At 32.4% G+C, this 24,590-nt stretch carries 20 protein-coding genes and 3 pseudogenes; 12 read left to right on the top strand and 11 right to left on the bottom strand.

Features of this window, described 5'->3' with window-relative positions:
• Window positions 1-2: 2 nt before the first annotated feature.
• From ABLV95_RS12315 to ABLV95_RS12305, 3 genes and pseudogenes are all read right to left on the bottom strand, one after another.
• Window positions 3-635 (bottom strand): annotated as a pseudogene (locus tag ABLV95_RS12315) (ATP-binding cassette domain-containing protein).
• A gap of 433 nt (window positions 636-1,068) precedes the next feature.
• Window positions 1,069-1,212, bottom strand: coding sequence for a hypothetical protein (locus ABLV95_RS12310; RefSeq protein ID WP_427705777.1), 144 nt, complete (start codon window positions 1,210-1,212; stop codon window positions 1,069-1,071).
• Between the two features lie 172 nt (window positions 1,213-1,384).
• Window positions 1,385-2,527 (bottom strand): annotated as a pseudogene (locus ABLV95_RS12305) (IS3 family transposase).
• Between the two features lie 338 nt (window positions 2,528-2,865).
• Here ABLV95_RS12305 and ABLV95_RS12300 point away from each other — a divergent pair.
• The 5 genes from ABLV95_RS12300 to gtfB all read left to right on the top strand — a co-directional run bounded on the left by ABLV95_RS12300 (window position 2,866) and on the right by gtfB (window position 10,577).
• On the top strand, window positions 2,866-3,390 hold the full coding sequence (locus ABLV95_RS12300) for a YSIRK-type signal peptide-containing protein (protein ID WP_460872195.1): 525 nt from the start codon (window positions 2,866-2,868) through the stop codon (window positions 3,388-3,390).
• On the top strand, window positions 3,335-7,411 hold the full coding sequence (locus ABLV95_RS12295) for an LPXTG cell wall anchor domain-containing protein (protein ID WP_460875841.1): 4,077 nt from the start codon (window positions 3,335-3,337) through the stop codon (window positions 7,409-7,411). Before ABLV95_RS12300 ends, ABLV95_RS12295 begins: the two co-directional genes overlap by 56 nt.
• Before the next feature lie 109 nt (window positions 7,412-7,520).
• The gene (locus ABLV95_RS12290; RefSeq protein ID WP_069816823.1) at window positions 7,521-7,709 is read left to right on the top strand and encodes a hypothetical protein; all 189 of its coding nucleotides are present in this window, start codon (window positions 7,521-7,523) and stop codon (window positions 7,707-7,709) included.
• Window positions 7,710-7,753: 44 nt separating this feature from the next.
• Entirely contained in the window at window positions 7,754-9,262 is a 1,509-nt protein-coding gene (gtfA, locus tag ABLV95_RS12285) for an accessory Sec system glycosyltransferase GtfA (RefSeq protein WP_460875839.1), read from the top strand.
• Entirely contained in the window at window positions 9,255-10,577 is a 1,323-nt protein-coding gene (gene gtfB, locus ABLV95_RS12280) for an accessory Sec system glycosylation chaperone GtfB (protein ID WP_460875837.1), read from the top strand. Before gtfA ends, gtfB begins: the two co-directional genes overlap by 8 nt.
• A gap of 60 nt (window positions 10,578-10,637) precedes the next feature.
• Here gtfB and ABLV95_RS12275 read toward each other — a convergent pair whose 3' ends face one another.
• The 4 genes from ABLV95_RS12275 to ABLV95_RS12260 are packed head-to-tail and all read right to left on the bottom strand — an operon-like array spanning window position 10,638 to window position 13,063.
• Entirely contained in the window at window positions 10,638-11,273 is a 636-nt protein-coding gene (locus ABLV95_RS12275; protein WP_427705785.1) for an ABC-2 transporter permease, read from the bottom strand.
• Window positions 11,273-12,115, bottom strand: a complete 843-nt coding sequence (locus ABLV95_RS12270; RefSeq protein ID WP_427705787.1) for an ABC transporter ATP-binding protein — start codon at window positions 12,113-12,115, stop codon at window positions 11,273-11,275. The genes ABLV95_RS12275 and ABLV95_RS12270 overlap by 1 nt, the downstream gene beginning before the upstream one ends.
• A 28-nt stretch (window positions 12,116-12,143) precedes the next feature.
• Window positions 12,144-12,863, bottom strand: coding sequence for a DUF3169 family protein (locus ABLV95_RS12265; protein WP_069816833.1), 720 nt, complete (start codon window positions 12,861-12,863; stop codon window positions 12,144-12,146).
• On the bottom strand, window positions 12,860-13,063 hold the full coding sequence (locus tag ABLV95_RS12260; protein WP_002506324.1) for a helix-turn-helix transcriptional regulator: 204 nt from the start codon (window positions 13,061-13,063) through the stop codon (window positions 12,860-12,862). Before ABLV95_RS12260 ends, ABLV95_RS12265 begins: the two co-directional genes overlap by 4 nt.
• A gap of 126 nt (window positions 13,064-13,189) precedes the next feature.
• Between ABLV95_RS12260 and ABLV95_RS12255 the strand changes: the two genes are divergently transcribed.
• Window positions 13,190-13,714, top strand: coding sequence for a DUF3267 domain-containing protein (locus ABLV95_RS12255; RefSeq protein WP_427705789.1), 525 nt, complete (start codon window positions 13,190-13,192; stop codon window positions 13,712-13,714).
• A gap of 10 nt (window positions 13,715-13,724) precedes the next feature.
• Here the strand turns inward: ABLV95_RS12255 and ABLV95_RS12250 are convergent, their stop codons facing one another.
• The gene (locus ABLV95_RS12250) at window positions 13,725-14,549 is read right to left on the bottom strand and encodes an AraC family transcriptional regulator (RefSeq protein ID WP_427705791.1); all 825 of its coding nucleotides are present in this window, start codon (window positions 14,547-14,549) and stop codon (window positions 13,725-13,727) included.
• Window positions 14,550-14,735: 186 nt separating this feature from the next.
• On the opposite strand from ABLV95_RS12250, the gene melB reads away from it, so the two are divergent.
• The 5 genes from melB to ABLV95_RS12225 all read left to right on the top strand — a co-directional run bounded on the left by melB (window position 14,736) and on the right by ABLV95_RS12225 (window position 21,324).
• Complete coding sequence (gene melB, locus ABLV95_RS12245) at window positions 14,736-16,124, top strand: melibiose:sodium transporter MelB (protein WP_069816839.1); 1,389 nt, start codon at window positions 14,736-14,738, stop codon at window positions 16,122-16,124.
• Window positions 16,125-16,139: 15 nt separating this feature from the next.
• The gene (locus tag ABLV95_RS12240; protein ID WP_460872187.1) at window positions 16,140-19,115 is read left to right on the top strand and encodes a glycoside hydrolase family 2 TIM barrel-domain containing protein; all 2,976 of its coding nucleotides are present in this window, start codon (window positions 16,140-16,142) and stop codon (window positions 19,113-19,115) included.
• Window positions 19,116-19,418: 303 nt separating this feature from the next.
• Complete coding sequence (cidR, locus tag ABLV95_RS12235; protein ID WP_460875834.1) at window positions 19,419-20,306, top strand: cidABC operon transcriptional activator CidR; 888 nt, start codon at window positions 19,419-19,421, stop codon at window positions 20,304-20,306.
• Between the two features lie 110 nt (window positions 20,307-20,416).
• The gene (locus ABLV95_RS12230; RefSeq protein WP_460872186.1) at window positions 20,417-20,944 is read left to right on the top strand and encodes an acyl-CoA thioesterase; all 528 of its coding nucleotides are present in this window, start codon (window positions 20,417-20,419) and stop codon (window positions 20,942-20,944) included.
• Window positions 20,945-20,949: 5 nt separating this feature from the next.
• The gene (locus ABLV95_RS12225) at window positions 20,950-21,324 is read left to right on the top strand and encodes a hypothetical protein (protein WP_069832780.1); all 375 of its coding nucleotides are present in this window, start codon (window positions 20,950-20,952) and stop codon (window positions 21,322-21,324) included.
• 431 nt (window positions 21,325-21,755) lie between these two features.
• Here the strand turns inward: ABLV95_RS12225 and ABLV95_RS12220 are convergent, their stop codons facing one another.
• Window positions 21,756-21,887 carry a hypothetical protein gene (locus ABLV95_RS12220; protein ID WP_427705797.1) on the bottom strand — a complete coding sequence of 44 codons (132 nt, stop codon included), beginning with the start codon at window positions 21,885-21,887 and terminating at the stop codon, window positions 21,756-21,758.
• 163 nt (window positions 21,888-22,050) lie between these two features.
• Between ABLV95_RS12220 and ABLV95_RS12215 the strand changes: the two genes are divergently transcribed.
• Window positions 22,051-22,287 carry a preprotein translocase subunit YajC gene (locus ABLV95_RS12215; protein WP_427705799.1) on the top strand — a complete coding sequence of 79 codons (237 nt, stop codon included), beginning with the start codon at window positions 22,051-22,053 and terminating at the stop codon, window positions 22,285-22,287.
• Window positions 22,288-22,594: 307 nt separating this feature from the next.
• On the opposite strand, the pseudogene ABLV95_RS12210 reads toward ABLV95_RS12215, so the two are convergent.
• Both ABLV95_RS12210 and ABLV95_RS12205 read right to left on the bottom strand, forming a co-directional pair.
• Window positions 22,595-23,594 (bottom strand): annotated as a pseudogene (locus ABLV95_RS12210) (FecCD family ABC transporter permease).
• Window positions 23,591-24,586 (bottom strand): FecCD family ABC transporter permease, encoded by a 996-nt coding sequence (locus ABLV95_RS12205; protein ID WP_427705803.1) that lies wholly within the window; start codon window positions 24,584-24,586, stop codon window positions 23,591-23,593. Before ABLV95_RS12205 ends, ABLV95_RS12210 begins: the two are co-directional and overlap by 4 nt.
• Between the last annotated feature and the right edge of the window lie 4 nt (window positions 24,587-24,590).

Genomic DNA, 24,590 nt, shown 5'->3' with positions numbered 1-24,590 from the left:
CTTTATAAGTTAATATAATCATTTATTAAATGATCTTTTGACGTATATTCTTCAATTCGTTTATCTTTAAATAAAAATTGCGCGCCGTTTATACTACTTAAATCTGATAAATTATGTGTTATATTTATAATTACTTTTGAAGGGTTATCTGAGATGAATTTATTTAGGAAATTATAAATATCATTAACGGTTTTTTAATCCAGAGCATTTGTAATTTCATCTAGGATTATTATTGATTTATCCTCTAGTAAAAAACTCAATAATTTTAATTTTTGTTTTTGTCCATCACTTAAATTTTTAATGAGAATTTTGCTAGGAATTGACTCTAGATTAAGCATCTTACTAATCTCTTTAAATTTACTATTATTATTAAACTTAGATTTTAGTAAATGAAATAGAAATTCCTTACTTATATCATTAGGGACATTTGATGAACTAGAAATAAGAGTTGTGTTTTGTGACACCACTTTTGGTATACAACCATTTCTATTTAATATGAAATCCTTTGCTAGCTGTGATTTACCAACACCATTTTTTCCAACAATATGATTTATTTTCCCCTCATAAAAATATAAATCTGAATTTGAAACTAATTCTTTATTCTTTAATTTTAAAAAATAGTTTTTAATCTCCATAGTATTTAGCTCCTATTAAAAAATATGATTTCCCCAATAAAATAGCCAATGTATTAAAGTATTAACAGCAATTATTATCCCTATTCCTTGTATTAATAGAACCAACCAATGGTTTTTCGTAAAATTATGAAATTCATCTAAAGAGATGTGGGGTTTTATTTGAAAATATTATAACACGCAATCTAATTTTATTTTATAGTAACCATGAAATTTTTCGAGAATATATTTATTGAATTGCTTAAATACATAATTTTGTCAAAATTGATTTTCTATAGTAAAAAAACGCTACTATATATAGAAAAATATAATTGAACTGTTTCCAAATTGTGGAAAGAAAACCAAATATTATCACCAATTAAAACCATTAAAAGAACCGCCAATAATGAGCCATCTCATCATTGGCGGTTCTTTTAATTTAACTATATTTCAAAAATTAAAATTTATCTTTTAAGTCTTTAGCTTTATCTGTTGCTTGGTCTTTTACTTCTTCTTTCTTCTCGTCGTCATTTTTAATTTCGTTGGCTTTATCTTTAGTTTTGTCTGTTGCTTGATCTTTATACTCGTCAAACTTACTCATAAATAAACGCCTCCTTTAAATATTGTATTACTTTGATTCCACATCTCAAAGAACTTAAACATATTTATTTTTAACTTTTGTCATAATATAGAAAATGTTTTAAAACCTAGACAAACCCTCTGCTATAAGGCACTGAACCCTTAGAATGGGAACTTAATAAAAACACTTTGTTCTAGGCTGCTAATTCCTTATATTTTATGGGAGCTAAGTAGCCTAGTTTTTGTTGAATTCGATTATTATTATAGTTTTTAATGTAATTTTCGACAATATCTATTACAATTTGGTTAGAGCTATTGAGCTCATTGTTTATGTAGAAAGCTTCACACTTTAGCGAGGAATGGAAACTTTCTATAGGGGCGTTATCAGCTGGTGTTCCCTTTCGGGACATACTTCTGATAATGCCTTTTTCTTTGCATAATTGATAGTAAGCGTACGAGGTGTAAACACTGCCTTGGTCACTATGTAGTATGCAATTCTCAGGTATATCTATTTGATTCAATGTATCATTTACTAAGCTTTGATCTTGTTTGTTATCTATTTTATACGCCACAATTTCTCCGTTATAAACATCCATAATTGAAGATAAATACAACATAGAGTTACCGAAAGGTAAATAAGTAATATCAGTTGTTAATACTTCCATTGGTTGGTTAGCTTTAAACTGTCTTTGTAATAAATTCTCTGTTTTATAATAAGGTTTGCCAATTTTTTTAGATTTTTTAGGCCTAACTCGGCAGTTCAGATTATACTCTCGCATGATTCGCTGAACTCTTTTATGATTAATTGATGCTGAATACAATTGATTAATCAACGCTGTAATTTTGCGATAACCGTAGGTGAAATTATTTTCTTCACATAATTCAATAATCTTTTGAGTCACTTTATCTTTTTCATTGTTCTTGTGTTTCCATCTATAGTATGTCGATTTAGGTATTTCTAAAACATCAAGTATCATTTTGATTGAATACTTATGCTTTAATTGATTAACTAATTCTACAATTACTTTTGGTACCACTTCCTTTCTAATTCCTTGTACTTTTTTAAAATATCTAATTCAATATCTTTTTTCTTATTATCTAACTTTAATTGTTCTATTTCTGATAATTCTTTCACTCCTTTGCCATAAGTATATTGCTTGCCTCTTTGTTGATAAAATCTATAAGTTTCACCATTTCGATACCATCGCCACCAAGTTTTTACCTGTGTGCTGTTTTTGATATTTAATACTTCCATAATTTCTTTTACAGTATATCCGAGCTTCTTTCATTTCAATAGTCTTATATTTTGTTTCTATTGAATAAGACATTATTTTCATAGAAAAAACACCTCCGTATGATTCATTTTAAATGAATTCAACGAAAGTGTTTTTATTTCCTTCCCACTATTTGGGGTCAGTTCAATAAAGCATTAGGTTTGTCTTTTGATTTTATTATATAGCCATAAAATTTAATTGTAAAACGTTTTCAAATATCATATTTTTCAACTGTAAAAAGTATTAAAAATCAATCTTTATTAAGTTGAATTCTAATTAAAATATAAAAATAAACGTGAATAACACGAAAATAAAAATAATTTTTTAATAAAGAAATAGTATTTATTATGAATACAATGTAATATGTAATCATACCTAATATTAGAGGGGGAATTTGTGCAGTGAGAGAGAGACAGAGGTTTTCTATAAGGAAATTGGGAGTTGGCGTTGGATCCGTATTGATTGGTCTTACGATTTTTGCAACAAGTGGGAACGTTGCATCGGCTGACGAGAGACAAAATAATGGAGAAAATTTTGAATCCGTCGTATCAGATAAAAGTGTAGGCGATATTGGGAGACCTATACAAAATGGTACAGAAATAGCAAGTGAAGATGAAAAAGGTACGGTTGAATCTGCTCAACAAGAAATTGAAGATGTGAAAGCTGAGGATACACCAGAAGTTTCACAAGAAAAGTCAGAATTATCAAACGAAAGTAAAGAAGAAGTAACACAAGAAGAGTCAGCAACATCAACAGAAGATGTGAAAAGTGCGGAAAAAGTTTCACAAGAAACACCGAAAGCATCACCTGAAGATGATAAAAACATAGATGAGTTAACACCAGAAGAGCCGAGCAACATCAACAGAAGATATGAAAAGTACGGAAGAAGTTTCACAAGAAAAATCAGAATTATCAAACGAAAGTAAAGAAGACGTATCAGAAGTAGCACAAGAAGAGTCAGCAACATCAACAAAAGATGAAAAAGACACAGAAAAAGTGACACAAGAAGATTCAAAAACATCAGCTAAAGATGAAACAGATACAGAAGAAGTAACACAAGAAAAGCCAGAACTATCAACAGAAGATGGTAAAGATAAAGAAGAAGCGACACAAGAAGACTCAAAAGCATCGACTGAGGACGAAAAAGATTCAGAAGAAGTAGCAAAAGATGATAAAGACAAAGAAGAAGTGACACAAGAAGATACAGAAACATCACCTGAGGACGAGAAAGACAAAGAAGAAGTAACACAAGAAGATACAGAGGCATCGCCTGAGGACGAAAAAAAACCAGGAGAAGTAAAAGAAGAACTAACGACACCAACTGAAACTGATAAAAATGCAGAAGAATTGGGTCAAGAAGGCTCAGAAATATCACCTGAAGATGAAAAGGAAATAATCGAACCAGTTGAAGAAGGATCAGAATCAGAAGATGAGGATTTAGCAGAAGCTAATGCGACACTTCAACGAAGATCAGATGTAAATAATCAAGCTACAGGAGGCATGCAAACCTATGCCGCACTTGCAGATGTTACACTTTTAGACAATATGGAGTTAACAGCTACTCATGATAATGGCATATTAAATCTACAATTAGAGGGAAGACCTTTAGTTGGTTTAGGTGTAGGAAATACGTATCCAACATTCCAATTGTCTCAACAATTCCGTGATTTAATGGCAGATCCTAATTTTATAAATGCTATAGAATTAGACTATGATTTACCAGGATTACTTGGTTTAGTGAGAAACACTGGTACTTTAGAGGGTAGCGAATTGACTATTGATCCTAATACAGGTGTAGTTTATGGGACTGTTGAAAATTTAGTGAATTTAGGTGTTGCTAGTAAAGTTACCTATAATTTGACTATTGATTTAAACCAATTGACAGAAAATGGTATGTTACCTGAATCTGATCAACCGGGTAGACAAGAATATAATTTTTCATCAGTCATGGGTAGTGGTTTAATAAATCTTGATCTTCTCGCAAATAGCGGAAATGAAACATCTATTGTTATAGAAAACGAAGAGGATTCAGAGTCTATTAGTGAAAGTGAATCATTGAGTACATCAGAGTCACTAAGCGAGAGCGAATCGTTAAGCACATCAGAGTCATTAAGCGAGAGTGAATCACTAAGCACGTCGGAATCACTAAGTGAAAGTGAATCATTGAGTACGTCAGAATCGCTAAGTGAAGTTGAAAGTGAATCATTGAGTACATCAGAATCATTAAGTGAAAGCGAATCATTGAGCACGTCAGAATCATTAAGCGAAAGTGAATCATTAAGTACGTCAGAATCGTTAAGTACATCAGAATCACTAAGCGAAGTTGAAAGTGAGTCATTGAGTGCGTCAGAATCACTGAGTGAAAGCGAATCATTGAGCACTTCTGAATCACTAAGTGAAAGCGAATCATTAAGCACGTCAGAATCGTTAAGTGAAAGCGAGTCGTTGAGTACGTCGGAGTCGATCAGCGAAAGCGAGTCATTGAGCACGTCAGAATCACTAAGTGAAAGCGAATCATTGAGTACGTCAGAATCATTAAGTGAAAGTGAATCATTGAGCACTTCTGAATCACTAAGTGAAAGCGAGTCGTTGAGTACATCAGAGTCACTAAGCGAGAGTGAATCATTAAGTACATCAGAATCACTAAGCGAGAGTGAATCATTAAGCACGTCCGAATCATTAAGCGAAAGTGAATCATTAAGTACGTCAGAATCGTTAAGTGAAAGCGAATCATTGAGCGCATCAGAATCACTAAGCGAGAGTGAATCGTTAAGCACATCAGAATCACTAAGTGAAAGCGAATCGCTAAGTACATCAGAATCACTAAGCGAAAGCGAATCATTGAGTACGTCGGAATCACTAAGCGAGAGTGAATCATTAAGCACGTCCGAATCATTAAGTGAAAGCGAATCGTTGAGTACATCAGAATCATTAAGTGAAAGCGAATCGTTGAGTACATCAGAGTCACTAAGTGAGAGCGAGTCGTTGAGTACGTCAGAATCACTCAGCGAAGTAGAAAGTGAGTCGTTAAGCACTTCTGAATCATTAAGTGAAAGCGAATCATTGAGCACGTCAGAATCACTGAGTGAAAGCGAATCATTGAGCACATCAGAGTCCCTAAGTGAAAGTGAGTCGCTAAGTACATCAGAGTCACTAAGTGAAGTTGAAAGTGAATCGTTGAGTACGTCGGAATCACTAAGTGAAAGTGAGTCGTTAAGCACGTCAGAATCACTAAGTGAAAGTGAATCGTTAAGTACATCAGAATCACTAAGCGAAAGCGAATCGTTGAGTACATCAGAGTCACTAAGTGAGAGTGAATCGTTGAGTACGTCGGAATCACTAAGTGAAAGTGAGTCGTTAAGCACGTCAGAATCACTAAGTGAAAGTGAGTCGTTGAGTACATCGGAATCATTAAGCGAGAGTGAATCGTTAAGTACATCAGAATCACTAAGCGAAAGCGAATCGCTAAGCACATCAGAGTCACTAAGTGAAAGTGAATCATTGAGTACATCAGAATCACTAAGTGAAAGCGAATCGTTGAGTACGTCGGAATCACTAAGTGAGAGCGAATCATTAAGCACGTCAGAATCACTAAGTGAGAGCGAATCGTTAAGTACGTCGGAATCATTAAGCGAAAGCGAATCGCTAAGCACATCAGAATCACTAAGCGAAAGTGAATCATTGAGCGCATCAGAATCACTAAGCGAGAGTGAATCGTTAAGTACATCAGAATCACTAAGCGAAAGCGAATCACTAAGTACATCAGAATCATTAAGCGAAAGTGAATCATTAAGCACTTCTGAATCATTAAGTGAAATAGAAAGTGAATCAATGAGTACATCCGAATCACTAAGTGAAAGCGAATCGCTAAGCACATCAGAATCATTGAGTGAAAGCGAATCGTTGAGTACATCAGAGTCATTAAGTGAAAGCGAATCATTAAGCACATCAGAGTCACTAAGTGAAAGCGAATCCTTAAGCACGTCAGAATCACTAAGCGAAAGCGAATCATTGAGCACATCGGAATCACTAAGCGAGAGTGAATCATTAAGCACGTCAGAATCACTAAGCGAAAGTGAATCAATGAGCACATCGGAATCACTAAGCGAAAGTGAATCATTAAGTACGTCAGAATCATTAAGTGAAAGTGAATCATTAAGTACGTCAGAATCGTTAAGCGGGAGTGAATCGTTAAGCACGTCAGAATCACTAAGCGAAAGTGAATCAATGAACACGTCGGAATCACTAAGTGAAAGTGAATCCCTCAGCGATGTAGAAAGTGAATCGTTAAGCACATCGGAATCATTAAGCGAAAGCGAGTCACTAAGTGAAGTAGAAAGCGAATCAATGAGTACATCGGAATCATTAAGTGAAAGTGATTCATTAAGCGAAGTAGAAAGTGAATCAATGAACACATCGGAATCACTAAGTGAAAGTGAGTCATTAAGTACATCAGAGTCATTAAGCGAGAGCGAATCAATGATTTCATCTGATCCAAACAATTCATTAGATTCTACAAACACAGCAGAAGCAACAAACAATGCATCAGGTTCTACAGGAACATCAGAAGCAACAAACAATGCATCAGGTTCTACAGGAACATCGGAAGCAACAAACAATGCATCAGGTTCTACAGGAACATCAGAAGCAACAAACAATGCATCAGGTTCTACAGGAACATCAGAAGCAACAAACAATGCATCAGGTTCTACAGGAACATCAGAAGCAACAAACAATGCATCAGATTCTACAAACACATTAGAATCATCAAATGATTCAGATTCTGAGAATGAAGCGAACCAAAATGAAAAAGATAAAGACAAAGATTCAGAGTTACCAAATACAGGTGACGATACAACGAAAAACGGATTGTTAGCGGGTATTCTTGGACTAGGTGGTTTGGCACTACTGAGAAGACGTCGTAAAAAAGAAACTGAGAATAATTAATCACATTTGATTTAAATATCAATACAAAATACAGCTGAGGATATTTTCCTTGGCTTATTTTGTTATAATAAGTTAATAAATATTTCTTTAGTTATAGGAAGTGTAATATATGAGTGAAAATATAAATGAAAAAGAAGAATTAGATCAAATAAATAAACAAATTGAAGAAGAATTAAATGAATATGATGCTGAAAAAGATCAACAAAAAGCAAAAAAAGAATTTCTGACACTTAAGTTTTTTGGCACGTTTATTATATTGACCTTTATGATTTTTAGCATTGTTAAATTGTTTGTTTGATAAGTAAAATTGTAATTTTAACTTTAGTTATTGAGGTGTAATACATGACGATATATAACATGAACTATGGTATTGGATGGGCGAGTAGTGGTGTAGAGTATGCGCAATTATACAGAGCTCAAGCTTTAAGAGGAAGAGCAGAAACATTAAAGTTCGTGTTTTTAGAATTTATAAAAACTGAAAATATACAAACCCTAACAAAAAATTTAGGGTTTAATGATGATGAAGTGGTATGGTTATACCAATTTTTCACAGATATAAAAATAGCACCTTCAAGTGTTAAATTAGATGAGATTATTCAATCACTCAATGACGACATCACTAAAACAGAAGATGAAGGAAAAATCAAAAAATATTTCTTTAATAAAAACAGTAATTATATCGTGTGTCATTTGAAAGAAGAAGATAGCGATATTGTTGATAGAGTAGAATATGTATCAAGAGGGAAGTTACTACGCAAAGATTATTATTCCTATGTACGTGTCTTTTCAGAGTATTACGCCCCTGAAGATAATATGGCTAAATTATATATGAGAGTCTTTTACAATGAAGACGGTTCTACAGCATACAATGAATATGTAAATGGTGATAATAGTATGTTTGTCTTTAAAGATAGAATACTATATTCGAAGCAAAGTTTTATTGCATATTTCATGGAAAAACTTCAGTTGTCGCGGGAAGATATGATTTTATTAGATCGCTCAAAAGATGTTGGTCAAGTTATGATAGAAAATAAACATCAAGCTAAATTAGGTGTAGTGATTCATGCAGAACACTATAATGCGTCGACAACGAACGATGATTATATACTTTGGAATAATCATTATGAATATGTATTCACTAACGCGCAGGAAATTGATTTCTTTATCACAGCAACGGAAATCCAAAATAAACTGCTGACAGAGCAATTTGAAAAGTATAATCATATCAAGCCTAATATATATACAATTCCTGTAGGAAATTTAAAAACTTTAACACAACCTTCTTTAAACAGAAAGCCTTATTCTATCATTACTGCTTCAAGATTAGCAGCTGAAAAACGTGTAGATTGGTTAGTTAAAGCAGTCGCAATTGCGAAACAACAAAGACCTGAAATAACATTTGATATATATGGAGAAGGTGCTCAAAAGCGGGCATTGCATAACCTTATTCGTGAAAATAACGCAGAAAGTTATATCACATTGCATGGCCATGTAAATTCAAACCAAGTATATAAGGATTATGAATTGTTTCTATCAGGATCAACGAGTGAAGGTTTTGGATTAACATTGATGGAAGCGATTGGCTCAGGATTAGGACTTATTGGATTTGATGTTAATTATGGAAATCCGACTTTTATTGAGGACAAAGAAAATGGCTATCTCATACCTATTAAATTAAATGTAGAATCAGAGTCTGAAATAGTAGGAAAAATTGCTGAAGCTATAATTCTATTTTTTGAAAATGATACAAATAATTTCCATGAGGCATCTTATAAAGTTGCTGAACAATTTACACAAGATGCTGTAAAAATCCAATGGAATAATTTAATTGATGAGGTGCTTTATGATTAATTTATTTGAAGCTTTCGATAAACAAACAATAGTCCTTTATAATTCATTTAAATTTTCGGGTATGAATAGACAAACAATCGTTATTGAAGCAGATGGCTTTCTTCCTGCAGATGTTAAAACACCATATGAATTCTTTGCGGAAAATGAAAATTTGCCAGTTAAACCATTATTTTTTAACCAAGTTAAAACACCGAAATTTTGGTTGATTGAAGGCAATAATAACGATGCTGTAATTAAAGATACAGGAGATATTAAAGCGAGAATTATTTATAAAAAGAATTATAAACATAGAATCGTAGAACGTATTGAGTGGTTAAATAAACAAGGACATACGCAGTTTATTGATTATTATAATAAATATGGATACAGTTATGCACAAGTAGTATTGGATCCTAATACCCATAAAAGAATATTAAAACGCTACTATAACGCTAAAGGTGAAGTGTTTATGGTTGAGAACTTCATCACAAATGATGTTATTTTGAATTGGCAAGGCAAAGAATACTTCTTCCATTCTAAAATACAATTTGTTAATTTCTATATTCAAGTTGCAGGGTTAGAATCCGAACAATTTTTAATTAACTCATTTTCAGTACCAGCCGCAGTGATGAACGGTTTAAGTGACTCTAGCAATGATTATTTTTATTGGCAAGGTGATATTACGAGCGATATTATTCGTCATATGGAAAATATATTATCTAAAGAACGTAGATCATTCAGTATTATTGTGCCGAGCGATGAAGCCTACGAACAACTTAAATCGTCCATTAGTGATAAATGGAAAAATAGAATATATAAATCTGGATATGTATATAAATTCCTGAAGTCTAATAATCATTCTAACCAAGTGCTAACACTAACAAATTCTGATCAAATACCGCATTTAGAACAAATTGTACAAGCACATCCGCATTTAGATTTTCATATTGCGACTATGACTGAAATGTCTAAGGTGTTAATGAACTTGAATAAATATGCCAATGTTAAATTATATCCAAATGCCAAAAAGACCGAATTTAAAGCACTTTATAAAAAATGCGATATCTATTTAGATATTAATAAAGGAAACGAAATATTAGATGCAGTTAGGGCAGCCTTTGACTACAAATTATTAATTTTAGGTTATGATGCCACTGCGCACAATAGAGTAGTAACAGCACCAACTCATTTATTCGATGTAGCGTATCCTGATACGCTAATCAGTGCCCTAGAGGAAGTTACGCAACACAAAGACACATTCGATAATTACTTAGAATTACAATTACAACAAGCCAATGCTATCGATAAAACAACATTTATTGAATCAGTAAATTAATAAATCACACAATAATAAAAAATCCCAATGACTTTGTAATTAAGTCACTGGGATTTTTTGCTATAGTTCTTGTTTATTAAATATTTTAATTGATGAAATGTAGGAAACTACTAATAAAATAACACCTAAAAGTGCATAGGTACTAACTACGAGTAAATTACTTGTTACGTTAGCTATATCTTCAATTGATCCAGATGAAGCAATATTTGGCATGATAAATCCAAAGAATACTAGGAAAAATAAAGCTATTACTATAAAGGATGTTGTGATTAAAATAACATTTGAATTTTCTGGTCCAAATTTAAATGTTAAAGGGAACATTATTGCGTATGAACCAGCGCCACCTATGCCTATTAATATAGATACTAACGTGAGATTTAAATTTTGTGTTATGAGTGCTAATGGTATAATACCGATGATAAGTCCTATTAAAATTAGAACGCCGTAGAAGCTGAAATAACTGTTTACGTATGCACTTCTACCTTTAGGTAAAGTGGACACATAATACATCCATTTTGAATCTTTCTCATGTTTAATGTTATCCGTTACAGGTGAAATAAGAAAAATCATTGGTAAAAAACATGTCATGATAGGGTTCATAAATGTGAATAGTATACTAGCGACAATACCTACAATTAAATAAGTGAAGAGTGATTTTTTTGATGAGTAATAACTGCTAAGTGTTAAGCCCTTCATTATTTATCACCTCTCATAATTAATTTTGTTGCGTCATCAATACTTTGCAATGGTCTCGCATTTGTTACTTGGTTACGATTATTGATTAAAGTAGTTCTTATGTGATTACGAGCTCTTGAAGCTATGATAAGGTCAGTTGGAATATTGAAATCTTCTTCAGGTTGCTCAATAATGCCATAATTATCCAATAAGTTTTGTTTGTTTTCTTCAAAAATAATTTTGCCATCTCGCATAAACACAAGTTTAGTTGCAAGCTGCTCAATATCTTCTGAAATATGAGATGAAATCAAAATCCCATTGCCTTCTTCTATGTAATCCTCTAACATTTCAATAACTTCTTCACGACTTGAGACATCCATACCGGCAGTAGCTTCATCAAGAATGAGAAGTTTACTTTCGTGTGCTAACGATATTGTCAAAGCGGCTTTCATACGCATACCACGTGAAAAGGATTTAATTGCATTATTAGTAGGTAACTCAAATTTATCGATAATTGAAAAGAATTTTTCGCTATTCCATGATTGATAAATATTAGAAAACACTTTATCAATTTCTTTAATTGTTAGTTTGTTTGGTACACGTAAATCATCAAATACAACACCGATATTTTCTTTATAATTGGAATCATTTTCTGTTACAGTTTCATCGAAAAAAATGATTTTTCCACTGTCTTTAAAGCGATTTCCGACCAATGTATTAATCAATGTAGATTTACCTGAACCATTTTTTCCAATTAAACCTACAACTTCACTAGGTTTGATTGATAGTGAAATATCGGAAAGGTGAAAGTCAGATTTTGTGTAAGACTTATTTAAATTTTGAACTTTTAAAAGGTGTTCCATAGATACACTCTCTTTCTTCATACTATATTTATAAATAAAATTTACGTACTTTTAACATATAACCAAATGCATTATAGATAAAAAGAATAATAATAAGGAGCAATCCTAAAAGTTGGTTGATGCCAGTAATTAATGAGAATAAACCTAATATCATTCCACCAATAATCAATAAAGTAAGATTGATATGATAAATTTTGAACATAGAGACGAGCGTTATATGACGTTCTCCTTCATCCATGATGTCTAGAATTTTCTCCGTATACTGAGCTTCACCTTGTTTTGGATAACGACTATCAAATTTTCTTACAAAGAAACCGATCATCAGAGAAGGAACAATTGTGATTAAGTAAGGAATGATAGGATAAAAAATGTCTCCCTCAGAAGCATTTACCATCACTATAATAAACATACAAATTAAACTAATTAAAATCTGAACATAATAAATAAAGCTCGTTCTCATAAACATCATATTTGCTTTCTCTTCAAATTCATCAGCTTGTTGACCCTCTATATCATGGTTCATTTTTGATTTGAATGTGAGTGCATTTTGTTGAACTTTATATAACACTAGAGTAAGGATTATATTAATGAGGGATGCAATGAGACAAACAATGATTGTAATTTCGTGGCTTGCGAAACTTATGCTTGAAAAATGGCTGTTATTTTCAAATAAGCCAAAGGATAGGCCAATAATACCACCAATGATTCCTCCTACTAAAACAAGCAATAAAAAGCGTCCTACTTTCATAAATCTTCCTCCTCAATTATGAAGATGTTTTCAACGGGTTCATTAAATATGCGAGCAATTTTAACAGCTGTCAGAATTGATGGCATAAAATCATTACGTTCTATTAAGGAAACAGTTTGTCTAGAAATTCCTGCGTTTTTAGCAAGTTGTGTTTGATTATAGCCATCACGTGCACGTAATTCTTTAAGTCGATTGCGCATTATTGATCAACTCCTTAAGGTTAATATATATTACTTTTGTCATTTTGACAACTATATTTGTCAAAATGACATGTATCGTATATGTTATATGTGAGAATTTTATAATATGAAGAGGAGATTATCATTATGAAAAAAATTGATATTATAGGTAATGATTCATTAATAAAGGCATTTTCTAAATATCAAATTGCCTTATGTATTGTTTTTGGTGGGTTGTTTTTTGTTATGGTAAAGATGTCTGATACTATTGATATTTTCGATTCAATGTTAGCTAATATATTTATTGGAATAGGGTTATTTATAGGGACGTTTATTGTACATGAATTAATTCACGCTTTGTTTTTCAAACTGTTCTCGCCATTGAATAAGGTGAATTTTGGAATGGCTAACGGAATGATTTATTGTGCAATACCAGGGGGAAGCTTTACGCCATTAACTTTTGCTATAAGTGCAATAGCACCATTTGTTATTATTACTTCAACTTTCATCATAACTTTTTATATGGGGGTTTTACCCAAAGTGTTCTTTTTATCATTTGCTACCATGCATACAATGTCATGTGTTGGAGACTTTTATTGGGTGATTAAAATGATACAAACACCAAAGAATTCTCATATTAAAACTACAGATAGTGGCATTGTTATAAGTTGAAAATTTAAAGCTACGAAAAATTATTTCGATATTCAGACGCACTAATTTCAAAGTGTTTTGTAAAATTTTTAGAAAATAATAAAGGATCTTTATATCCAACTTTACTTGAAACTTCACATATCATATTATTCGTATGTATAAGTAATTGAGATGCATGATACATACGGATATATGTTAAGTATGCTTTGGGAGAACAATTTAAATTCTTCTTAAACAGCTTGAATAAATGACTGCGAGTGACATTAACATATTGCGCAACATCAACGACACTAATATTCTTGTGATAGTTTGAATTGATAAATTCGACTGCTCTTTGGATATCTTCGTTAACAATATTGACGTTAACTGAGAAATTTTTAGGAAACTGTTCTTGAAGCATATAAACTAATTGGTATATATGTTGCATGATTAAAATGTCATGTGAGTTGCTAGACGCAATGGTTTTTGAAAGATCACATATATTATGAATCGTTTTTTTAATTTCAGAAGTGTCTTTACCTATAATGATATGGTCATCTACGATATAACTACGTGCTAAATAATCTAGAATTTGTTTGCCACTAATACCTACCCAATAATAAGTCCAAGGTTTTGAAAAAGAAGGCTTATATTCAACTTCCATGCCTTTTTCTAATAAAAACATATCCCCTTTTTTTAAGTTGAAACTCTGCCCATTATATTTAAAAATACCTTCACCATGAGTTACGATATGTATTACAGATGTTTGGAAAACTGTATAATTATAACCTACATTTGGTACACCAACTTCAATACCACATTCTACTAAATTAGCATCAATTAACTTTTTACTAAATTTCTTCCATAAAACTTGCATAACACACCTCTCAATTTATCATATTGAACTTCTTTAGATTTATATAATCACATTATAATAACAAAATGCAACATTTTGCCATACAACATCATCATTATGCTATTCATAACATGCACTTTAAATTGATAAAATGATATTAACATATATGTAAGCGCTTTAAAAAGTGAGATTTTAGAGGTGGATAAAATGGATAGATATTTAACTGGAAAGCAAAAATTAGCATTTGGCTTTGGTGCAATAGGGAAGGATGCCATATTTAATATTGTTGGGCTCTTCTTAATGTTTTATATCACAGATATTGTAGGTTTATCTCCTGCATTTGTCGGAGTTATGCTTTTTGTTGCACGTATTTGGGATGCAATTAATGACCCGATTATGGGTATGATCGTTGATAATACGCGGAATAACTTTGGTAAGTTCAAGACGTGGCTCGTTATCGGTACGCTTGCTAATGCTATTGTTACAGTCTTGCTATTTACGAATTTAGATTTATCACAAACGTCTATGTATATTTATATATCGATTATGTATATTTCCTGGGGAATGACATATACGATGATGGATATTCCGTACTGGTCTTGGTTACCGAACTTGACGCATAACCCTAGAGAACGTGAAGAGATTTCAGTCATTCCTAGATTTTTCGCAAGTTTAGCCGCATTTATTGTAGGTACTTTTGGTTTGTTCTTTATACATAAATTAGGAGACGTCTTTGGTAGTGGTAGTGACTCGGTAGGCATTTTTGTTTTTGCCGTAATCTGTAGTGTTGTTTTTATCTTTACGATAGGTGTAACAGTCTTCAAAGTACCTGAAGATCATGAAATGGAAAAACAAATAGGTATTAAAGTTAATTTTAAAGATATTGGTCGTATTTTATTTAAAAACAAAGAATTACTTGCCATCATGGGTGTTTTATTAACTTTTAATTTATGCTTACAAACGCTCAATGGTTCTATCATTTATTACTTTAAATATGTAGTGAATGCGGAACATTTATTTTCAATTTTTAATGCAATGATTCTGTGTGAAATGCTTGGTTTATTACTTTTGCCACGTTTTATTAAATGGGTTGGTAGAACTAGAGCGTTTAATACAGCTATTACGCTTATCATAACTGGTTTAGTTATTATTTTAATATCAGGTTTCGTGGCGCCACAAAGTACGATCTTAGTCATTATAGGTGCGGGTATGTTACGAGTTGGTTCAGGATTTATGATTGGTATAACAACAGTATCGCTTGCAGATGTGATTGATTACGGTGAAGTGAAGTTTGGGCAACGTAATGAGAGTGTGATCACTTCCACAAACACGTTTTTAACTAAAGCATCACAAGCAGTTGCCGCTTTAATTGTCGGTGTCGGCTTATCTGTATTAGGTTATACACCGAATGAGGCACAATCAGCGGTCACGGTTAATGGTCTGCGTATCATGATTATTGTCGCACCGTTGATTTTCGTTAGTTTAACAGCATTTTTATATCATAAAGCATTCCATTTAAAAGGTGACTTTTTAAATGATATTGAGAAAACACTCCGATATAAACGTCAGAGGGAACATAGAGAGAATATTAAATAGAGGGGATGTCATTTTATGTTAGAAGAACAATTTCATGAAAATATGGAGATTCAGCATGTGAACTTGATGCCAAGACGCGCATTTTATATACCTTATCAAGGAGGGGAGTCTGACTACCGTTTAGAAACACGTTATAATACAAAAAATGTGACATTATTAAATGGTGATTGGCACTTTGAATATTTCAATTCTCTAGAAGCATGTTTAAACCAACCTCAACAGATTAAAAAGGATATATTGCCAGTACCGTCTGTATGGAATTTATATGGCTACGATCAAATACAGTACCTTAACACACAATATCCAATTCCATTTGATCCGCCGTATGTCCCGAAGAACAATCCATGCGGACGTTATACACGTTCTTTTGAGTTAAGTTCATATGATACGCAAAGTGATTATCATTTGAATTTTGAAGGTGTAGATAGCGCATTTTATGTATGGGTAAATAATCAATTTGTAGGTTATAGTCAGATATCTCATGCTATTTCAGAATTTGATATTTCAAAATTTGTGCGTGATGGAGAGAATACGATACAAGTGCTTGTATTAAAATACTCAGATGGCACTTATTTTGAAGACCAAGATATGTTCAGACATTCAGGTATTTTTAGAGATGTTTATATTTTAAAACGAGCGCAATCACGTGTAGATGATTTTAAAATTGAAACACATTTAAATGATGATTTGAATAAGGCTACTATAGATGTGAACTTAGCACGTAAACAAGCGTTAGACCAAGCTGAACTACACTTATATGATCCAGACAGCAAATTGGTAAGCAGTATTCAAGCTTCTGAACAGTATAGCTTTACAGTTAACAAACCACAATTATGGTCAGCAGAAAGTCCTGTACTTTATACGTTAGTCATTACTACTGGTCAAGAAGTTATTACACAAAAAATTGGTATTCGAGAAGTTAAAATCAGAGATAATCAATTTTTTATTAATGGACAATCTATTAAATTACGTGGTACCAATCATCATGATAGTGATCCTAAAACAGGCTATACGATAAATGAAGCTCAATTTATGAGAGATTTAGAGCTTATGAAGCAAGGTAATTTTAACGCAATCCGTACGGCACATTATCCGAAATCACCTTTATTTTATGAATTAACAGACCAATATGGTTTTTATGTGATGAGTGAAGCGGATTTAGAAACGCATGGTGTAGTTCGTTTATATGGTGAAGAGAACACTGAGCACTTTAATATCATTACGGATGACCCTAAATATCAAACTGCAATTATCGAGCGTATTGAAGCGTCTATAATCCCTTTGAAAAACTATAGTTCAATTGTTTCATGGTCAATGGGTAATGAATCAGGATTTGGCGTTAATGTGGTTAAAGGCTTGGCACGTGCGAAAGAATTAGATGCTACACGACCACTTCATTATGAAGGCACATTACATCGTGATAAATCAAAAGACTATGATTTATCTAACGTTGAAATGATTAGTAGAATGTATCCATCTCCTGAAGAAATTGAAATGACATATTTGAAGAATCCGAATCTAGATAAACCCTTTATTTTGTGTGAATATGCGCATGCCATGGGGAATTCACCAGGCGATCTTCATGCTTATCAAAAGCTTGTTGAGGCATACGATAGCTTTATTGGAGGATTCGTATGGGAATGGTGTGACCACGGTATTCAGACAGGTTTGAAAGATGGTAAGCCAATATTTAGGTATGGTGGGGATTTCGGCGAATGTCTACATGATGGTAATTTCTGTGTGGATGGTATTGTTTCTCCTGACCGTGTGCCTCACGAAGGATACTATGAATTTAAACATGAACATAGACCTTTAAAAGTAATAAAGCGGGATGACTATAAACTATCATTACGTAATCAACTTGATTTCACGCATATAGAAGATTATTTAAGTGTTGAAGCAACTGCTACTTTTTTAGATGGCACGCGTCAGACGTTTGAAGTTCCTTTTGCTCAATTTGCACCCCATACAACACAAAAGATTGATTTAAGTGACTATATTAATATAAATGAACTCAGTGATGTGATGTTACACTATAAATTGAAATATGCAGATAAGTTACGTTCGGCTCATTTTGAATTAGGATATGATCAAATCGTATATCAGCGACAATCGATGACGCATCAGAATATGAAACCATTATCAATAGCATGCAGAGACAAGGCTCGTACAATTCACGTTGCTATTGATAATTGGACATACATTTTTGATAAAACAGACGCGAGTTTAAAAGCAGTTGTGCATGATGGCATAATTATTATGAATCAGAAAACACAAAATAACTTATGGCGTGCACCAACAGATAATGATATTAATGTTAAGCAAGATTGGGCATACGCTGGATATAAAGATATTACTACGCGTGTGCATGGTTACCGAATCGATAAAAATAAGAGTGACGTCAGTCTTATTTTTGATATTGCACTGGTTAATGAAGCGGTTCCTCCTGTACTTTCGGGTACAATTACGTGGACAATTCAAAGCGATGGTACGCTTAACGTAAACTATGATTTAGAGAAAGATACATTAGCGCCATTTCTTCCACGTTTCGGTTTAGCCATGACATTACCAAGTGACTATGAGCAAGTCGAATATTATGGGAACGGTCCTTATAGCAGTTATCAAGATAAAGGTGTGGCAACATATTTAGATTATTTCGAAACGACAGTGACAGATAATGTAAGTAACGATATCAAACCTCAAGAATCAGGAAGTCATAATCAGACTACATTTGTTAAAGTTTCAAATGGTCGAAATGCTATGGTTGTAACAAGTGGAGACACATTCAGTTTTAATACAACACATTATTCATTAAATCAGTTAACGCATAAGACACATAAAGACCAATTAGAGCTCGAAGATTATACGTATTTTTATATTGATTATGCTCAAAGTGGCATTGGTTCTAATAGTCGCGGTCCAGAATTAAATGAAGCTTATCGACTCAATGATACACAAATCAAATTGAATTTTAAATTGAATTTTGAGTAGTTAGTGTTTAAGGTATTTCACTCATATTAATCAGCAATTCAGAAATTTATTTTATATTTGAAAAGGCCGTTATCACGAAATGTGGTAACGGCCTTTTTTGAATTAAATCTTCATGACAAATAGTGATTTAACTATTTTATTGGAAATAATAAGGTGACATAAAAATAAACCTTGGTGTTATATTTCCAATACATGCTAATATTAATATTAACAAGAACGTTAAAAATTTCAGGATTATAAAATATAAAAATGATTGAACTATAGAACGCTACACTCATAATATAAAAAGAAGGTGTGATTTTATTGGAACTTAGACATATGCAGTATTTTGTTGAAGTCGTAAAACAAAAAAGTATGACGAAAGCAGCAACTAAACTTTTCATTACACAGCCAACAATTAGTAATACGATTAGATTACTAGAAAAAGAATTAGAAGTAACATTATTTAATAGATATAAAAACCAAATATACCTAACTGATGCGGGGGAGGCATTCTTTTTTCAGTGTAAAGAAATGCTGAAAATGTATGAAAATATCCCTAATGAATTAAGTAATCTTTTAGAATTGAAAAGCGGACATTTAAAAATAGGAATTCCTACAATTATTAATATTCGAAGACTAATAAAACTCATCTCTCAGTTCCATGATTCTTATCCTAATGTAACGTTTCAACTTTTTGAAAATGGAAGTAAAAAAATTGAAAATGATATATACTATGGTGATTTGGATATGGGGATTACTGTCCTACCAACGAATCATAAAATTTTCAGTACATTCACTTTCTTAGAAGAAAAGTTAAAACTTGTAGTTCATAAAGATCATCCATTATCTAATAGTGATACGATTGATATTGAAGATTTAGAACATCAAGAATTTATTTTATTTAATTCTGATTTTTACTTAAATGATAAAATAAAAAATACGTGTAGAAACTATGGATTTAATCCTAATATTATTTTTGAAACGACCCAGTGGAGCTTTATAGAAGAAATGTTAATAAATAATATGGGCATTTGTATATTACCTGAGGGGATACTTGATTTATTGGATAAAGATTTGAAAGCTATTAGTATTAATGAACCTTCAATGAAATGGGAACTCGCCATTATTTGGAGAAAAGATATCATAGTTGATTCATTAACAAAAAATTGGATTAAATTTATACAAGAAAATTACTTATTACATCATTAAACGTAGAGGTCATTCACATAATTTATGGCCTTATAAAAAAAGGATATTTTCTATTTATATGCTCCCGTTCTATAATTTGTGACATAAACATTATAGAACGGGAGTTTTTCATGGAAAATTATAAATATCCGAGCGATAGTAAAATTGTCAGTACCGATCAAGTTTTAATTAATGACTTGAATAATTACAACACACTATTTGGTGGCGTATTGATGAAAAAAATTGATAATAATGCAACTTTGTCTGCTAGAAGACATGCAAGAGTTAAAGAATGTGTCACAGCATCTACAGATAGTGTGGAATTTTTACATCCTATTACTCAGTCAGATTCAGTTTGCATAGAATCTTCTGTAGTTTATACAGGAGAAAAATCTATGGAGATATTTTGTAAGGTAATTTCGGAAGATATGATTACAGCAAAAAGAAAAATTGTTGCTATCGCTTTTCTTACTTTTGTAGCCTTAGATGAAAATAAAAAATCAATTAAAGTACCTAAAATTACAGCTCAGACTAAAGACGAAAAAACATTATTTATGTATGGTGAAGAAAGAGCAAAAGTGCGTAAAACGAGAAGGTTACAAAGTAAAACATTACTTAAGTCTCTTGATTTAAGTAAACCATGGGAATTGGAGAAGTGATAAAAATGGTTAATGAAATGGATGAACTAACACAATTCAAATTAGATTTAAAAGCTTTGAGAGAAGAATCACCTCGCTTATATGAGCAATTAGAATATATAGCAAGTTTAACAAGACAACTAAGTATTCATTATAAATATTTAGGACTACTTATGTTTTCAAACAATAATGAAGTTATTCAAAACAACAGACCTATTTTAATTAGAGATTCTGTTTTAGAGTTATATGAACGAGAAGTTGAAAAAGTAAAAGAAAATAATGAATTCGAATATGTGAATGAAATGATATTAAAATTCCAATTTGTAGCTTACTCACAAATATTCCTTATCGTTTTAGGTGCAGAACCTAGTTTTGTATTTAATAACACGATTATTAAATAATACAGAGCTACTTCGATCTTGAAATGAGGCAACAATAAATGAGCATATCAGAATGTAGATATTTATGTATCAAACAAGACAAATCCTTTGAAAAGGGTAAGCTGTATTGGCTGTTCCCGACGGAGGTGTCTACACTTGATGAAAAATATTTTTACGTATCAAACGATGGACAACTTTTAACAGAAGCATACAAAAGTAGTAACTTTATTAAAAGTGTCTCGCAGTAATGTAATATAGCATTTTCGAATACGACAAGAATCCTAAACTACTATTATTTAAAAACTCGATTTTGAACGTGTCTGGTTACTTTTTTATAGTATGCATCCTCAATCATACTATGCTTTGGAGCTAAACTTTTCAAAATCTGACAAGTATAGATGAATTTTAAAAGCAGTCACAAATTTAATGATTTGTGACTGCTTTTTATAATTTTATTCTTTTTCAATATTTGATGCACATGTAAAGCAATATAAATGATTGTCATTATATTCACCATTCAAGAAACCATTTAAACAATAAATATCTTTTTGGCAGACAGAACATTTTCCTACTAATTCTCTCATTTTAAAACCCCCTTGAATATTCATGCATTCGTCTTAAGTTAATCATATTATAACTGAAATAGATATTTAGCTTTTAAAGTTAATTTTATTTTGTATAATTAAAGTAATGTTTTCAATAAATAATTCCTGAAAATGTATAAAAATTTAAAATGGAGGTGATTTGATGAAACTTCAAAAGAGTTTGAAGTTTTCACTTATCTTTTTCGTAATAATCACATTCATAGTAATTATTTTTAGACCAACCGATACCGGATTGACTCAAATTATGACTGCTGACTTTATAAAAGCGATTGGTTTAGTGATTAAAGAACTTGTAACAACATTATCAATTAGTTTACCACCTTCAATCATCATTTTTTTAGTTTATTATTTTTATATTTTAAAGCCATCAAGTAACTAATACTATGATAATAGGCTTTGCTAATTAGCTGAATAGTTGCCATTATTTTTATAAAGGAGACACTTCGTTTTAAAGTTATGTCAAAGTAATTTTATTATACGAGGATGTCTTTTTTATTGTTTATATAATTGTATCGATTTTGTAACGTGCTGACGCCCAGGGGAATAGTATGAGGGAGAGACTACAGGCTCGAGCCATACCCCTAGGCAAGCATGCACTTTCAAAATCGTAAGATTTTAGTATAGAAAAAAGAACTAATCCATAATTTAATAGATTAGTTCTTTGCATTTGAGAATATATAATCATATCAGAGTTTTTTCACAGTCAGTAATAAATAGATAAAGAATGGGGCGCCGAATGCGGCGATGAAAACACCAGCCGGTACTTCTTTTGGTAAAAATACCGTTCTGCCTATAAGATCCGCAATAACAATGGAAAGTGCGCCAAAAATGGCTGACATCAATATACGTTTTAGATAATTCCCTTTAATCAAAGCTTTAGCAATATGCGGTGAGATTAAACCCACAAAGCCAATGTTCCCTACAAAACTAATCGGCGCACCGGCAAGTATCGTTGTGATCACCATTTGAATGAGGCGTGTTTGATTAACCTTTACGCCTAAACCAGTGGCCACATTATCATGCATAACGGATACTTTCATTCTCGGAAGTACAATAACCAACAATGGCAAAGTACACACTATAAATAACCCTAATATCAAACTGTTTTCAAATGTGACACCAGATAAACTACCGACAAGCCAAGTATACGCTTTAGACGCGAGCAAGTTGTTTTGTAAGGACAAGCGTGCCATTCACGAGTGCCATAAATAACGTTTGTAGTGCGATACCAATAATAACTAGAGTAGTGGGCTGTATATTGCCTTTTTTCTGGAAACTCATCAAGATGAACATCACAACAGCTGCACCAGTGAGCGAAAATGCCGGCAGCCAATGGACACCAATATCTCCTAAAAACGCAATAAATGCCACTGCACCAAATGTTGCACCACCTGTTACACCTATAATATCTGGAGAAGCGATAGGATTTTTAAGTACATTTTGTAAAATTAAACCACTTACACCAAGTGCCGCACCGACTACAATCGCTAATATAATTCTTGGCAAACGCAACACTTCGATGGTGAATTGATCAGGACTTGAAATAGGATCAATCATATAAGAAAGGATACTATTTAACGATATAAAAGTAGACCCCAGCATTAAACTCAAGATTGAAAAAATAATCAATATGAGAACGGCAATGACTAAACGTTTGGTATCTTTTTTATGGAGTGTTTCATTCATATACCTTGAATTCCTTTCCTAATAATATAAATAAGTGTAATTGAGCCGATGACTGCTGTGATAACACCTATAGGAAGTTCGAGTGGTTGGATTATTGTTCTGGCTAAAATATCGGATAATGTCATTAACATAGCACCACTCATTGCAGTGAAAGGTATCAAATATTTATAGTTAGCTGGCATTAACTTTTTACTAATATTCGGTACGATTAATCCGATAAACATAATAGATCCTGCAAGTGAGACCGAAATACCTGCAAGCGCACTAATAGTTAATACCATAATCATTTTTGTTAATTTAACTTTTTGACCAAGTGAAGAAGCAATTTCATCACTCGTCATTAAAATGTTGATGTGTGACGACATCGCAAAGGCAATGAGTAGAAATATAATAATAATTGGAATGACCCAAGGCACTTCCCACACATTACGCATTGCAACAGAACCACTTAGCCAAAAGAGAAAACTTTGTAAATTGCTTTGGTTCATAATTAAAATGCCTTGTGTAAATGCTCCGAATAATGCTGAAATCGCTGCGCCAGCCAATATCACACGTTTAGGTGAAAATTGCGCTTGCTTAAACATGCCAAGTGTAATAACAAGAACAGTAACAATGATTGCCCCGATAAATGAAATCGCTATGAGTGCTTCAAATGATTGCACTTTAAAAAATGTTAAGCCACAAATCACAAAGAACACGGCACCTGAATTGACACCAAACAGGCCAGGTGAAGCGATTGGATTACGTGTTAACACTTGCATAAGCAGACCAGATACAGAGAATGCGGCGCCAGTAAGTATAGCAATAATTGTTCTGGATGCACGGGATTCGGCAAGTAGAATATGTATATCGTTATTACTATTAAAGTGGAACAACGCTTGTACCAACTGTGAAAGTGATACAAGCGTGTTTCCAATGATTAAACTTAAAATCGTTACAACGATAAGGCATAAACCAGAAAGCATTAATTTATACCACGGTTTAAGTAACATGAGG

This window comes from Staphylococcus sp. Mo2-1, assembly GCF_046721385.1.
Classification (GTDB): Bacteria; Bacillota; Bacilli; order Staphylococcales; family Staphylococcaceae; genus Staphylococcus; species Staphylococcus equorum_A.
The sequence above is the reverse complement of the archived record's forward strand: the minus strand, read 5'-3'. Positions and strand labels throughout refer to the sequence as shown.

Excerpts from the sequence above, each read along its gene's own strand:
- ABLV95_RS12310 (WP_427705777.1), bottom strand. The coding sequence starts at position 1,212 with ATGAGTAAGTTTGACGAGTATAAAGATCAAGCAACAGACAAAACTAAA.
- ABLV95_RS12295 (WP_460875841.1), top strand. The coding sequence starts at position 3,335 with ATGAAAAGTACGGAAGAAGTTTCACAAGAAAAATCAGAATTATCAAAC.
- ABLV95_RS12290 (WP_069816823.1), top strand. The coding sequence starts at position 7,521 with ATGAGTGAAAATATAAATGAAAAAGAAGAATTAGATCAAATAAATAAA.
- gtfA (WP_460875839.1), top strand. The coding sequence starts at position 7,754 with ATGACGATATATAACATGAACTATGGTATTGGATGGGCGAGTAGTGGT.
- gtfB (WP_460875837.1), top strand. The coding sequence starts at position 9,255 with ATGATTAATTTATTTGAAGCTTTCGATAAACAAACAATAGTCCTTTAT.
- ABLV95_RS12275 (WP_427705785.1), bottom strand. The coding sequence starts at position 11,273 with ATGAAGGGCTTAACACTTAGCAGTTATTACTCATCAAAAAAATCACTC.
- ABLV95_RS12270 (WP_427705787.1), bottom strand. The coding sequence starts at position 12,115 with ATGGAACACCTTTTAAAAGTTCAAAATTTAAATAAGTCTTACACAAAA.
- ABLV95_RS12265 (WP_069816833.1), bottom strand. The coding sequence starts at position 12,863 with ATGAAAGTAGGACGCTTTTTATTGCTTGTTTTAGTAGGAGGAATCATT.
- ABLV95_RS12260 (WP_002506324.1), bottom strand. The coding sequence starts at position 13,063 with ATGCGCAATCGACTTAAAGAATTACGTGCACGTGATGGCTATAATCAA.
- ABLV95_RS12255 (WP_427705789.1), top strand. The coding sequence starts at position 13,190 with ATGAAAAAAATTGATATTATAGGTAATGATTCATTAATAAAGGCATTT.
- ABLV95_RS12250 (WP_427705791.1), bottom strand. The coding sequence starts at position 14,549 with ATGCAAGTTTTATGGAAGAAATTTAGTAAAAAGTTAATTGATGCTAAT.
- melB (WP_069816839.1), top strand. The coding sequence starts at position 14,736 with ATGGATAGATATTTAACTGGAAAGCAAAAATTAGCATTTGGCTTTGGT.
- ABLV95_RS12240 (WP_460872187.1), top strand. The coding sequence starts at position 16,140 with ATGTTAGAAGAACAATTTCATGAAAATATGGAGATTCAGCATGTGAAC.
- ABLV95_RS12230 (WP_460872186.1), top strand. The coding sequence starts at position 20,417 with ATGGAAAATTATAAATATCCGAGCGATAGTAAAATTGTCAGTACCGAT.
- ABLV95_RS12225 (WP_069832780.1), top strand. The coding sequence starts at position 20,950 with ATGGTTAATGAAATGGATGAACTAACACAATTCAAATTAGATTTAAAA.
- ABLV95_RS12220 (WP_427705797.1), bottom strand. The coding sequence starts at position 21,887 with ATGAGAGAATTAGTAGGAAAATGTTCTGTCTGCCAAAAAGATATTTAT.
- ABLV95_RS12215 (WP_427705799.1), top strand. The coding sequence starts at position 22,051 with ATGAAACTTCAAAAGAGTTTGAAGTTTTCACTTATCTTTTTCGTAATA.
- ABLV95_RS12205 (WP_427705803.1), bottom strand. The coding sequence starts at position 24,586 with ATGTTACTTAAACCGTGGTATAAATTAATGCTTTCTGGTTTATGCCTT.